Source organism: Rhodoblastus sp. 17X3 (assembly GCF_030056575.1).
Classification (GTDB): Bacteria; Pseudomonadota; Alphaproteobacteria; order Rhizobiales; family Beijerinckiaceae; genus Rhodoblastus.
The window spans coordinates 149,117-161,112 of sequence record NZ_JASHHX010000008.1; the positions used below are offsets into that span (position 1 = coordinate 149,117).

At 64.2% G+C, this 11,996-nt stretch carries 11 protein-coding genes; 5 read left to right on the forward strand and 6 right to left on the reverse strand.

Features of this window, described 5'->3' with window-relative positions:
• Positions 1-115: 115 nt before the first annotated feature.
• The 3 genes from rsmI (at position 116) to rpmF (ending at position 1,745) form a co-directional block, all read left to right on the forward strand.
• Complete coding sequence (gene rsmI / locus QM467_RS10045; RefSeq protein ID WP_283366170.1) at positions 116-1,057, forward strand: 16S rRNA (cytidine(1402)-2'-O)-methyltransferase; 942 nt, start codon at positions 116-118, stop codon at positions 1,055-1,057.
• Entirely contained in the window at positions 1,054-1,422 is a 369-nt protein-coding gene (locus tag QM467_RS10050) for a YraN family protein (RefSeq protein ID WP_283366171.1), read from the forward strand. Before rsmI ends, QM467_RS10050 begins: the two co-directional genes overlap by 4 nt.
• 134 nt (positions 1,423-1,556) lie before the next feature.
• Positions 1,557-1,745, forward strand: coding sequence for a 50S ribosomal protein L32 (gene rpmF / locus QM467_RS10055; RefSeq protein WP_283366172.1), 189 nt, complete (start codon positions 1,557-1,559; stop codon positions 1,743-1,745).
• A 180-nt stretch (positions 1,746-1,925) separates the two neighbouring features.
• On the opposite strand, the gene QM467_RS10060 is transcribed toward rpmF, so the two are convergent.
• From QM467_RS10060 to QM467_RS10070, 3 genes are all read right to left on the reverse strand, one after another.
• Entirely contained in the window at positions 1,926-2,942 is a 1,017-nt protein-coding gene (locus QM467_RS10060) for a restriction endonuclease (RefSeq protein WP_283366173.1), read from the reverse strand.
• Positions 2,943-3,081: 139 nt separating this feature from the next.
• Positions 3,082-3,807, reverse strand: coding sequence for an acetoacetyl-CoA reductase (phbB, locus tag QM467_RS10065; protein ID WP_283366174.1), 726 nt, complete (start codon positions 3,805-3,807; stop codon positions 3,082-3,084).
• Between the two features lie 116 nt (positions 3,808-3,923).
• The gene (locus QM467_RS10070; RefSeq protein ID WP_283366175.1) at positions 3,924-5,099 is read right to left on the reverse strand and encodes an acetyl-CoA C-acetyltransferase; all 1,176 of its coding nucleotides are present in this window, start codon (positions 5,097-5,099) and stop codon (positions 3,924-3,926) included.
• Positions 5,100-5,427: 328 nt separating this feature from the next.
• On the opposite strand from QM467_RS10070, the gene phaR reads away from it, so the two are divergent.
• Entirely contained in the window at positions 5,428-6,039 is a 612-nt protein-coding gene (phaR, locus tag QM467_RS10075; protein WP_283366176.1) for a polyhydroxyalkanoate synthesis repressor PhaR, read from the forward strand.
• Between the two features lie 21 nt (positions 6,040-6,060).
• On the opposite strand, the gene QM467_RS10080 is transcribed toward phaR, so the two are convergent.
• Both QM467_RS10080 and gloB read right to left on the reverse strand, forming a co-directional pair.
• Entirely contained in the window at positions 6,061-7,863 is a 1,803-nt protein-coding gene (locus tag QM467_RS10080) for a bifunctional diguanylate cyclase/phosphodiesterase (protein ID WP_283366177.1), read from the reverse strand.
• Positions 7,864-7,988: 125 nt separating this feature from the next.
• On the reverse strand, positions 7,989-8,759 hold the full coding sequence (gloB, locus tag QM467_RS10085) for a hydroxyacylglutathione hydrolase (RefSeq protein ID WP_283366178.1): 771 nt from the start codon (positions 8,757-8,759) through the stop codon (positions 7,989-7,991).
• A 167-nt stretch (positions 8,760-8,926) separates the two neighbouring features.
• Here gloB and QM467_RS10090 point away from each other — a divergent pair, with 167 nt between their 5' ends.
• Positions 8,927-9,700 (forward strand): methyltransferase domain-containing protein, encoded by a 774-nt coding sequence (locus QM467_RS10090; RefSeq protein WP_283366179.1) that lies wholly within the window; start codon positions 8,927-8,929, stop codon positions 9,698-9,700.
• Between the two features lie 38 nt (positions 9,701-9,738).
• On the opposite strand, the gene QM467_RS10095 is transcribed toward QM467_RS10090, so the two are convergent.
• Entirely contained in the window at positions 9,739-11,781 is a 2,043-nt protein-coding gene (locus QM467_RS10095) for a M23 family metallopeptidase (protein WP_283366180.1), read from the reverse strand.
• Between the last annotated feature and the right edge of the window lie 215 nt (positions 11,782-11,996).

Here is an 11,996-nt window from a genome sequence, read left to right on the forward strand (position 1 = left end):
GGCAACATCGCCTATCGGCGCGCGGTCCGGATCGCTTGCGAGGGCGAGGCTCCTGATCTATACCTCGTTCTATAAACAGAACGATCGTTATTTTTATAGAACGAAAGGCGCGCCCATGGCGCATCCGGAGCCTTCCTCGCCCTCCCTGCCGGCGTCTTTCGTCGCCTTCGGCCTTCGCGCCGAGGCCGAACCCATCGCGCCCGGCCTGCATGTCGTGGCGACGCCGATCGGAAATCTGCGCGACATCACCTTGCGTGCTCTGGCGACGCTGGCCGCCGCCGACGCCGTGATCGCCGAGGACACCCGTGTCAGCCGCAACCTTCTCGCTCATTACGGCATTGCGACGCCGCTGGTCGCCTATCACGAGCATAACGCCGAACAGATGCGGCCTCTTTTGCTCGCCCGGCTGCAAAAGGGCGAAAGGCTCGCCCTGATTTCCGACGCCGGCACCCCTCTGGTGTCCGATCCGGGCTTCAAGCTGGTCGGCGAGGCGGTCGCGGCCGGAATCCCGGTCACTTCGGCGCCCGGACCCTCCGCCGTTCTGGCGGCGCTGGTCATCGCCGGCCTGCCGACGGATCGTTTCTTCTTTGAGGGCTTCCTGCCGGCCAAGAGCGGCGCGCGCCGCGCCCGCATCGCGGAGCTGGCGTCCATTCCCGGCACGCTGGTGCTATTCGAATCCGCGCGGCGGCTGGCGGAGACGCTGGCCGATCTCGCCGCAGTGCTCGGCCCGCGCCAGGCGGCGGTCGCGCGCGAACTGACCAAGCATTACGAATCGGTGCGCCGGGGCGCGCTGGATGTTTTGGCGGCTGATTACGAGCGCGACGGGCCGCCCAAGGGCGAAATCGTGCTGCTGGTGGCGCCGCCTGGGGAAGACGCTCCGGCGCTCGATGGCGCCGCGCTCGATGACAAGATCCGCGCGGCGTTGCAGAAATTCTCGCTCAAGGACGCCGCAAGCGTCGTTTCCGCCGACACGGGACAGTCGCGTCGAAAAGTCTATGCCCGGGCGCTGGAGCTATCCGGCGAGTCCAGGGCCAAAGGCCAAGGCGAGAGCGAATGAGCCGCCGCCGTTCCGCGCGCGTTTTCGGCCTGCGGGCGGAGGCGCTGGCGGCCCTGTGGCTGCGCCTGAAATTTTTTCGCATTCTGGCGCGAAACTATGCGGCTTCGGGCGGCGAGATCGACGTGATCGCCCGGCGGGGCGATCTGCTGGTCTTTGTCGAGGTCAAGGCGCGGCCCGAATTCGAGGCGGCCCAGATGGCGATCGATGCGCGCAAGATTGCGCGCATTTCCCGCGCGGCGCGGGTCTGGCTCGCCTCCCATCCGCGGCTCGCGCCATGCGCCTTGCGCGGCGACGCCATTCTCGTCGCGCCACGCCGTCCGCCACGCCATGTCCCCGGGGCGTTCGAGCTCGATCTGTTTGCGTGACGCCGGCGCCCGCGCTTTTTTACCCGGCGGGCTAGTCTTTTCGGGTTTTTGCCTGTATGAGACCCGTTCTTGAATTTCCCCGCGCGCCCCTGACCATTTCCGGACGGACGCCGCGGCCGGACCGGAGTTTTGAAATGGCTGTTCCGAAAAGAAAAACCTCGCCGATGAAGCGCGGCTTCCGCCGCTCGGCCGACGCCATCGCCGCCCCGACCTATGTCGAGGACAAGGACTCGGGCGAACTGCGCCGTCCCCATCACATCGATCTGAAGACCGGCATGTACAAGGGACGTCAGATCCTGACGGTCAAGTCCGCCGAAGACTGAGCCGAAAAGCTCGTCGAGATTTAAAGGCCGGCGCTTCGCCGGCCTTTTGTCATTGGGTATTATACCAAGCCTCACATGTCACATGTTGTGACATGTGAGGCTTGGCTAGGCGCGACTGCGCCGCCGAGCTGATGCGAGGGGTCCTTGACCACGACAAGTCGCGGTCAAGGAGAAATAGATCTATTGATCGGGCAGGACATCCGGCACCAGCATGCGGCGCAGCGGGATCTGCTTACGGAATTTCAGATCGAGCCCGTCGTAATATTTCTCGATCAGACTGACGAATTCGACGCCGTCGACCAGCTTCAGATTGCCCTTGGCGGCGGCGAAATTTTGCGCGGCCGCGGTATAGCCGCCGGTGGTGATGAAGATCCCGACGTCGCGGTCATGGATCATCGCATAGAAGGCCTTGACCAGATCGGGGCCGACATTGCCCTCATGCGCCTTGACCTGAATCTTGAGGATCGGCGGCTCGATCCCGAGTTCGTCGCGATGGGCGACGACGTCAATGCCATCGTCGCGCACAGCGCGGGTGGCGTGCGCATTATAACCCATGGCGCGGAACAGGTCGGCAACGAAGGGCTCCAGCGGAAAGCCCTTCAGGTCGGTCTTGATGCGCTTGGAAATAAAATCCTTGGTCGTCTCCGCGATGTCGCGCGCGACGCGAGCCTCGGTCTCATCGTCATTGGGCGCCGATGACTTCTGCGGTCCGGCGCCTGACGGCGGCTCGAAGCGGCGGATGAATTCCGCGGCGAAATTGCGCACCTCGAACGGCGTCAGGACCGAGCCCAGCTCATAGAGCGCGCCTTGCGAAAAGACGTCGCGGCTGAGCGAGGCCATCCAGCGCACGCGGCGCCGGTGCGGAAAGTCCGGATTATTGGTCCGGTCGTAAATATAGGGCGTGGCGATTTCGCCCCAAAGCAAGGTTCGGTCGATCTTGCGCGGATAGATCACGCGGTCGCCAATCTTCATCTCATGCACGAAGCGGAACAATTGGCCGGCCTGGGCCGGGATCGCGCTCGGCTTCGCTTCGCCGTTCTGGGCGAAGGCGTCCTTGAAGGCCGATCTTTGCGCAGGCAAGGCGCTGACATCCTTGTTGACGTCGCGGAAGCTGACGGCAATCTGGCCATTCTCGATGAAAAGCGGATCGGCTTCGCTGTCGCCGCCCGCGCGGACCGCCCAGACTCGGAAGCTCATCTTTCGGAGACCTGCACAAAAAAGACGGCCGGGAGAATCCCGACCGTCAAGCTGTCTAGTCGATTTTATTTCACGGCGATATCGCCGTGCAGTTGTATTCGCGGGCGTCGCGCAGAGGAACGCCGCCCGCGAAATCCCATCAGATCATGTACTGGCCGCCATTGGCCGAAAGGGTCGAGCCGGTGATGAAGGCCGCGTCGTCGGCGACGAGGAAGACAACCGCGCGGGCGATTTCCTCCGGCTCGCCGAGACGGCCGACGGGGATATGCGGCAGAATCGCCTTCTCGACCACCGCCGGGTCGATCGCCTTGACCATTTCAGTGGCGATATAGCCGGGGCAGATGGCGTTGACGGTGATGCCGGCCTTGGCGCCTTCCTGGGCCAGGGCCTTGACGAAGCCGATGTCGCCGGCCTTGGCGGCGGAATAGTTCACCTGGCCCATCTGGCCCTTCTGGCCATTGACCGAGGAGATGCAGACGACGCGGCCGAACTTGCGGGCGCGCATGCCTTCCCACACCGGGCGGGTCATGTTGAACAGCGAGTTCAGATTGGTGTTGATGACGCCGTACCACTGGTCCTTGGTCATCTTGTGGAACATGCCGTCCTTGGTGATGCCGGCATTGTTGACCAGCACCTCGACGGGACCCAGTTCGGCTTCGACCTTGGCGATGCCGGCGGCGCAGGCGTCGTAGTCGGACACGTCCCACTTGTAGACATGGATGCCGGTTTCGGCGTTGAAAGCCTTGGCGGCTTCGTCATTGCCGGCATAGCTGGCGGCGACCTTGTAGCCGGCGGCCTTCAGCGCCTTCGAGATGGCGGCGCCGATGCCGCGCGTTCCGCCGGTGACGATTGCGACTCGAGACATGTTTCCCCCTTGTTATTCTGTGTGTTGCGACGAAAAGGCGCCGGCCGCGCCAAAAAGCGTCGACGACGCCTGCCTTTCGACGGGCTATCGCGGCCGGCGCCGATGTTGCGTTGAGATCAGCGTTCGACGGCCAGGGCGACGCCCATGCCGCCGCCGATGCACAGGGTGGCGACGCCCTTCTTGGAGTCGCGCTTCTGCATTTCGTGCAGCAGGGTGACGAGGACGCGGGCGCCGGAAGCGCCGATCGGATGGCCGATGGCGATGGCGCCGCCATTGACATTCACCTTGGTCGTATCCCAGCCCAGTTCCCGGTTGACCGAGATGGCCTGCGCCGCGAAAGCCTCATTGGCTTCGATCAGGTCGAGGTCCTGGATGTTCCAGCCGGCCTTGGCGAGAGCCTTGCGGACGGAGGGAATCGGGCCCGTGCCCATGATGGCCGGATCGACGCCGGCGGTCGCCCAGGAGGCGACGCGCGCCAGCGGGGTCAGGCCGCGCTTGGAGGCTTCCGCGGCGGTCATCAGCACGAGGGCGGCGCCGCCGTCATTGATGCCCGAGGCGTTGCCAGCCGTCACGGTGCCTTCCTTGCTGAAGGCGGGGCGCAGCTTGGCGAGCTGATCGTAGGTGACGCCGTCGCGGATGAACTCGTCGGTGTCGACGACGATGTCCCCCTTCTTGGTCGAAATCGTGAAGGGAACGATCTCGTCCTTGAACTTGCCGGCCTTCTTGGCGGCTTCCGCCTTGTTCTGCGAGGCGGTGGCGAACTTGTCCTGCTCTTCGCGAGTGATCTGGAACTTGGTGGCGATATTTTCCGCCGTCGTTCCCATGTGATAGCCGTGGAAGGCGTCGGTCAGGCCGTCGCGCAGCATGGTGTCAAGGAATTTCAGGTCGCCCATCTTCACGCCATTGCGCAGGAAGGCGACGTGCGGCGCGAGCGTCATGTTCTCCATGCCGCCGGCGACGATGATGTTGGCGTCGCCATTGGCGATCTGCTGCAGGCCGAGCGCGACGGAGCGCAGGCCGGAGCCGCAGAGCTGGTTCAGGCCCCAGGCGGTCTTTTCCTGCGGGATGCCGGCCTTCATAGCGGCCTGGCGGGCGGGGTTCTGGCCCTGGTTGGCCGAGAGAACCTGGCCGAGGATGACTTCATCCACTTCGTCGCCAGCGACTTTGGCGCGCTCCAGGGCGGCCTTGACAGCGGCGGCGCCCAGTTCAAAGGCCTGAACATTGGCAAACGCTCCGGCGAAGGAGCCCACCGCGGTGCGGGCGGCGGAAACGATCACGACATCGGTCGACATGCAAAATCCTCCGGAATGTCGCCTGGCGCCCCATGGGCGTGATGGACCTGGCGACTTGGCGGCTAGTTTGACCATTTTGGCGCGTGCGCGGTCAAGGCGTCAGGCGGTTCAAATTATGCTCTTTTGGTTGTAGGGCCTTCGCCGGAGACGAAGTATTGAAGAAGAAGTCGCTTTGCCTTTGCGCCAACGGGCGTTATCGTCGTTCTCGCCGGAAACGCGGGCCACGCCTGACGTCCGGAAGGGAGGGCGGACTGGAAGCGCGGGCTGCAGGAGCCAATTTCAAGGGCGACTTGCAGTGCGACATCGCCGCCGGGCATGGGAATGAATAATGACCAACGAAAAAAAACCCGTCACCATCAAGAAATATGCGAACCGCCGTCTCTATAATACCGGCGCCAGCGCTTATGTGACCCTGGATGATCTGGCCGAAATGGTGAAGCACGGCGAGGACTTCGTCGTCTATGACGCCAAGAGCGGCGACGAAATAACACGCTCGGTTCTCGCCCAGATCATCTTCGAGCAGGAAGGAAAGACGGGGCAGAACTTGCTGCCGATCCGTTTCCTCCGCCAGCTGATCCGTTTCTATGGCGACAGCATGCAGATGTTCGTGCCCAGCTATCTCGAATTCTCGATCGAGCGACTCACCAAGGACAGCCAAAAGTTCCGCGAGCAGCTGGATATCGCGATGAGCGGCAACCCGCTCGCCACGCCTACGCGGCAGATGTTCCAGACGATGGAGGAGCAGGCGCGCAAGAACATGGCCATGTTCCACGAAGCTCTGGACATGTTCTCGCCCTTCGGCGCTCCCATGGGCGGCGCCATCGGCGAAGCCGGCAAGGCGGCGGCGCCCGCGGGCAAATCCACGGACGATCTGAGCGAAATGCGCGCACAGCTGGCGGAAATGCAGAAGCGCATCGACAATATCGCCAAGAAGGAATAACGGCGCCGGTCCCGGCCGGGATCAGGACGGGACGTAATTCCCGCCGTGCATATCCGCCGGGGCGACCCGCGCGGCGGCGAAATAGTCCCCCTGGAGAAATTCGACGCCCCAGTCGCGCAGGATCTTGGCGGTTTCGCCGTCCTCGACCCACTCGGCCACGATCGGAATGCCGATATGGCGCGCAAGGTCGATCAGCGTGCGCACGAAGAAGCGATCGTCCACCGAGCGCGAAAGGTTCTGTACGAAGGCGCCGTCGATCTTCACGAGATCGACATTGAGCCGGCGCAGGTTCTTGAACGAGGTATGGCCGGAGCCGAAATCGTCCATAGCCACTTTCGTTCCGAAGTGCTGGAGCGCGGCGATCGCGTCGGCGGTGGCCTCGACATCAGCGATGACGCAGGTTTCGGTGAGTTCTACGGTCAGGCGGCGCGCCAGGTCGTCGTCGGCGCCGAGCAGGGTGCGGAACCGCGAGATGAAATCCGGCTCGTGGAGGGTCTGGCCCGACATATTGACGGCGATGCGCATCTCGGGATGGTCCTGAAGCTTTTTCAGGGCCAGCTCCAGCACGCGCTGGTCGATCATCTGAATGAGGCCGGCTTTTTCGGCGGTCGGCAGCACGGCGGCCGGGGCCGCGAGCGATCCGTCCGAACGCCGCAGTCGCATCAGCGCCTCGAACATGGCGGGTTCGCCGCTCGGAGCGTCGACAATTGGCTGAAGGGCGATGAGGATGCGGTCGCTGTTCAGCGCGGAGACGATTTCATCCGAGATCTTCAGCGCGCGCATGCGCGCATCGTCGCGGGCGAGCGAAGGTTCATAGGCGACGAAGCGCGAGGCCCCCGGCTGGCGGGCGAGGTCAAGCGCCTCCTCGGCGTGCTGGAACAGGACATGCGCCGCGCGGCCGTTGCGCGGCGCCACGACGCCGCCGACGCGTAGCGACAGAGGCGCCGGGCCGACCGTGGTCTCGAAAGGAGCGGCGGCGGCGATCTCGACGAAACGCTCCGCAGCCGCCGCCATTTCCGCCGCGTCGCAATTTTCAAGCACGACGGCGAATTTATTGCCGGCGTAGCGCGCCAGAAGGTCGCGCTCCCGGCAATTGGCGCGCAGGCGCTGGGCGAGGCCGGCCAGCATCTGGTCGGCGATGTCGTAACCGTGGGTCCGGTTCAGGACGAAAAGATTGTCGACGCTGATCAGAAGCGCGGCGAAGGATTGTTTGCGCCGGGCGGCCTGGTCGTAGAAATTGGCTGTCAGCTCCAGCAGGCAAGCGCGGTTCAACGCGCCGGTCAGGGCGTCGAAGCGCGCTTTCAGCGCCAATTGGCGTTCCTGCTTGTAGCGGTCGGTGATCACGCGGACCAGGCCATGCGCGCGCGCCGGCTTGCCGTCGGGCCCGGCGAACCAGCGTCCCGCGTCGTCGATCCAGACCGTCGCGTCGCGCGGCCCGTCCGGGGGAATCAGTCCGTAGCAAATCTGGAACGGGACGCCCGCGCCCTCGTCGGTCGCGGTGGATCGGGAAATCACGTCGAAACGCGAGCTTTCGCTGTCGTGCGACAGCCAGTCGGCATAAGCGCGGCCGGTCTGGATCGATTCGATCTTCTTGACGCCCAGCACGGCGGCGGCGTTCGGCCCCCACTGGATGCGGTCGGTATGGAGATCCCAGTCATAGACGGTCTGGCCGATCGAATCGAGGATCGCCCGCGGGTCCGGCGCGCCATGGGCCTCGGGCCTGAGGCGGGCGGCGACTCGGGCGGCCAGCGATTGCAGAGCCTTCAGGTCGCCTGACGCCTCTGGCGACAATGCGTCATCGTCGCCCAAGGCGACTTGCCGCATGGCGGTTTTCAGGGAGCGGGACGCCAAATAGCCAAGCTGCACGTTTTAAACTTCCGGAACCAGGGAATTGCCCGCCAAATCATGGCGGGCGGCGCGTTAATTCCACGTATCGCAGCGTGAAGAATCTAGAACCGATTCTTGCGTTCCCGCAATATTGTAAAAATTTCGACAGGATCGGCGCCTTCGAGGCCGAGCGCCTTCTGCAGAGGCGGGTTTGCCGCGCGCAGAAAAGGGTTCGTTTCCAGCTCGCGTGCGATCGTGGTCGGCAGCGTGAAGGCGCCCCGAGCGCGCAGCTCGTCCACTTCCTGGACGCGTTCCGTCAGCAGGACATTGTCCGGATCGACGGCGACAGCGAATCGCGCATTGGCCTGGGTATATTCATGCCCGCAATAGACCTGGGTTTCGGCGGGAAGGCGGGCGAGACGCATCAGCGTCTCATGCATCATCGGCATGGTGCCCTCCATGACCCGGCCGCATCCCAGAGAAAACAGGGTGTCGCCGACAACGACGACATCGTCGTCCTCGAAATAATAGGCGAGGTGGCCGAGCGTATGGCCGGGCGTCTCCATCACGATGGCGCCGCTCTCGCCCAGTCGAAGCATGTCGCCTTCCGCAACCGCGACATCGAGCGGCGGCAGGCGATGCGAATCCTTGCGCGCGCCTACGACCCGCGCCTGCGGATAGCGCGCCTTGAGCGCCCCGGCGGCGTCGATATGGTCGTTATGGTGATGGGTCAGCCAGATATCCGTCAGCATCCAGCCCTTTTCGGACAGGGCGGCGAGAATGGGGCCTGCTTCGGGCGCGTCGAGCGCCGCGGTCGCGCCGCTGGCCGGGTCGTGGACCAGCAGGCCAAAATTGTCCGAAAGACAAAGAAACTGGTGAAATTCGAGCGCCATGTCCCACTCCTTTCCATGTAACTGACCGAAGCCCGAAACCTAGCCGAGACGCAGCCGCAGGCATACCGCAATCGGCGAGGCGGGGCGCGACTTCGCCCCGAAAATTCTCGCGGGACGATCCTGCGCGTTGTTCTTGCTCTTGCGGCGGTTTTGGTCGATTTTGGCTCATGGCGCTTGATGTCACCGATTTGCGCAGCTTTTACGCCTCGCCGCTCGGCGAGACGACCCGCCGCCTTGTCGGCGGCATATTACGCCAGCGCTGGGAGGCTGTGACGGGGCTTTCGATCGTGGGCCTCGGCTATGCGACGCCCTATCTCGAATTGTTCGAGGGGCAGCCGCTCCGGCTGCTGGCGATGATGCCGGCCGAACAGGGCGTGGTGAACTGGCCGGCTTACGGGCCTTCCGCCTCCGCCCTGATCGACGATTCGATGCTGCCGCTGCCGGATGCCTGCGTCGATCGCATCCTGCTCGCCCATGCGCTCGAAAACGCCGAGCATCCGCGCGAATTGCTGTCCGAGATCTGGCGGGTGCTGACGCCCGGCGGGCGGCTGATCGTCGTCGCCCCGAACCGGTCGGGCCTCTGGGCGCGGCTCGACACCACGCCCTTTGGCCATGGAAGGCCGTATTCGCGCGGCCAGCTGCTCGACTTGATGCGCGAGACCCTGTTTTCGCCGGTCTATTGGAGCGAAGCGCTCTATACCCCGCCGCTGCACCGCGCGACCCTGCTGCGTTTAGCCCCCGCGATCGAGCGCGTGAGCGGAAAATTGTCGCTGCCGGGCGCGGGCGTCCTGATCGTCGAGGCGACGAAACAGCTTTATCGTCTGGTTGGAGTCCGGCGCTCGCGGCGGTCCCTGCCGGAATTGGCGCCGGCCCTGGCGCCCGCTTTGGCCCCGCGGCCGTTCGGCTCCGGCCGCGTCGGCGCGGAGCGGCGCGAGGATTGACGCTAATGCCGGCAGCAAAAACGGAAAAGTCAGAAGGATTATTGTCCGGCGACGCGGGTCGCGTTGGGCGCCTTGGCCATCAGGGCGTCGATCCGGTCGCGTTCACGTTTGAAATCTGCGAGCGCCTTGCCATCGACCTGGCGCGTGCGCGCCAGCTTCACGCGCATGGGATCGACAAAATGGCCGTTGACGACGACTTCGTAGTGAAGGTGCGGGCCGGTCGCCAGGCCGCTCGCGCCGAGATAGCCGACGATCTGGCCCTGATTGATATGGGCGCCTTCCGTCACGCCGCGCCCGAACCGCGACATATGATTATAGGTCGTCACATAGCCGTTGACGTGTTCGATTTCGACTCGCCGGCCATAGCCTGAATCCCAGCCGGCCTTGAGGATGATTCCATTGCCGGCGGCGAAGATCGGGGTGCCGATAGGGGCGGCCCAGTCCACTCCATTATGCGGTCGCGTATAATGCAGGATCGGATGATAGCGGGCGCCGAAGCCCGAGCGGAATTCGCCGGTGGCCATCGGCTTGCGCAGCAGGAATTTGCGCGTCGAATGGCCGATCTGGTCGAAATAGTCGACGCCCTGGTCGTCGGGCGACTGGAAGCGGTAATATTTATAGGTTTCGCCGCGCGATGTGATCGAGGCGTAGAGCAGTTCGGGATGGCCGCCCTCCGCGTCGTCGCCATCTTCATAAAATGCGTCGATGGAATCGCCAGCTGACACGGCGCGTTGAAAATCGACATCATTGCCGAAGATCCGCACCATCTGGTCGATGATCGGATGGGGGATTTCCTGCTTCAGCGCCGTCTCATAGAAGGAATTGTAGAGCCGCATGCCGGAATCGTCGTCGCTCTCGTCGGAATCGTCGTCGCTGGCGGGCTTGGCCTTTTTCGCAACGGTCGGCGCTCTTTCCAGCATCAGGTAACGCCCGTCGTCGGCGAGCGCGACGGCCGCCTTGAGATTGTCAGCGTCATAGACGCTGAGGCGGGCGAGGACCGGCGTGTCGCTCTTCTCGGTCTCGGCGAAGGATAGTTTGACCCGTCGCCCTTCAGACAGCAGGTCGCCGAGATTGGCGCCGCGGAACGACGCCTTGACGTTGGCGGTGACGTCTTTGCCGATTCCGGCTCCGGCAAGGATATCGTCAAGGCTTTCGCCGCGCCGCGCCACCACCAGCCGGTCCGAAGCCATCGGCGATCCGGCCGAATCGGACTGAGGCGCCGTGGTTCGCGGGGCGATGGTGACATTTTCGGGCACCATCCGGACCTCGATGGCGGAAAAGGGCGAATTGGTCGCGCCGCCGCTGGACGCGCCGAAGCCGAGGCTCGGCCCGCCCAGTTCGAGCGCCGCGCGGCTGGTTCGCATCAGGAGGAGTTGCGGCGGCAAGGGAAGCGGCGCGCGGGCGCCGCTGCTCTGCGCGCTTTTCACGGTCTCGTCGACCTGGGCGCGCACCTCGTCGACGGAAAGCGATGCGCTCTGCGCGCCGAGTGAAACCGTATAGAGATCGCTCGAGGTGAAACTGACTTCGGCGTCATCCTGCGCGGGCGCCGGCTCGGGCGCGTCCGGCGCGGGATTGTTGGAGTCCGCGAGCAGCTTCAACGGATTGAAACTCGGGACGTCGGCGCCGAGCCCGGTGTCGGTCAGGGTGAGCGTGGTTGAAACCCGGGTAAAGGCGCGGGATTTCATCACTTCCTTGTCGCCGACCTTGATCGCGGTCGGCGTCTTGAACGTCTGTTTCGCCGCGACAATATCCACCGCCTTGAGAATGCGGTCGCCCTTCTTGGGGTTGACGCTCGCATCTTCCGCCTGCTCGCGACGGGCGAGAATGGCGCGCGTCGGCGCCTCGGCGAAATTCGCCTCGCGATCGAAAGCGGCGTAGATCGCGCCGCCCAGCAGGCCAGCGCCGATCACGCCGGTTAGCGCGGTGCCCGCGAGCCAGCGCGGCGAGACGCGCCGCTGGCTTTCCGTGCCCAGCCTGTCGCCCTGGGCGTCAATCGGCGGCTCCGCGCCAATGGAGGCGAGGAATGAGCCACGTTTGCCAGTGCGGGACGATCGGACGACGCCGAAGGGAACGGAACGCAATTTGGAACAGGTCTCCAGAGGAAGCGCGCCGCAACAGATAGCGTTAAACCGCGGTTCTGTCTCTCGCTTCTGAGCATGCAATGGGATCTGGAGATAGACAGCGCAATGATGGCTCAATTGCGGCGTCGGCGCCTCAGGCTCGGCGGCGCTGCCCGTCCTTCGCAATTTGTTTGTTTTTCAACGGCTTCCAACTTTTTTCCAATTTTTTGAAAATT

Coding starts and splice junctions, on each gene's coding strand:
- rsmI (WP_283366170.1), top strand. CDS start 116: ATGGCGCATCCGGAGCCTTCCTCGCCCTCCCTGCCGGCGTCTTTCGTC.
- QM467_RS10050 (WP_283366171.1), top strand. CDS start 1,054: ATGAGCCGCCGCCGTTCCGCGCGCGTTTTCGGCCTGCGGGCGGAGGCG.
- rpmF (WP_283366172.1), top strand. CDS start 1,557: ATGGCTGTTCCGAAAAGAAAAACCTCGCCGATGAAGCGCGGCTTCCGC.
- QM467_RS10060 (WP_283366173.1), bottom strand. CDS start 2,942: ATGAGCTTCCGAGTCTGGGCGGTCCGCGCGGGCGGCGACAGCGAAGCC.
- phbB (WP_283366174.1), bottom strand. CDS start 3,807: ATGTCTCGAGTCGCAATCGTCACCGGCGGAACGCGCGGCATCGGCGCC.
- QM467_RS10070 (WP_283366175.1), bottom strand. CDS start 5,099: ATGTCGACCGATGTCGTGATCGTTTCCGCCGCCCGCACCGCGGTGGGC.
- phaR (WP_283366176.1), top strand. CDS start 5,428: ATGACCAACGAAAAAAAACCCGTCACCATCAAGAAATATGCGAACCGC.
- QM467_RS10080 (WP_283366177.1), bottom strand. CDS start 7,863: ATGCGGCAAGTCGCCTTGGGCGACGATGACGCATTGTCGCCAGAGGCG.
- gloB (WP_283366178.1), bottom strand. CDS start 8,759: ATGGCGCTCGAATTTCACCAGTTTCTTTGTCTTTCGGACAATTTTGGC.
- QM467_RS10090 (WP_283366179.1), top strand. CDS start 8,927: ATGGCGCTTGATGTCACCGATTTGCGCAGCTTTTACGCCTCGCCGCTC.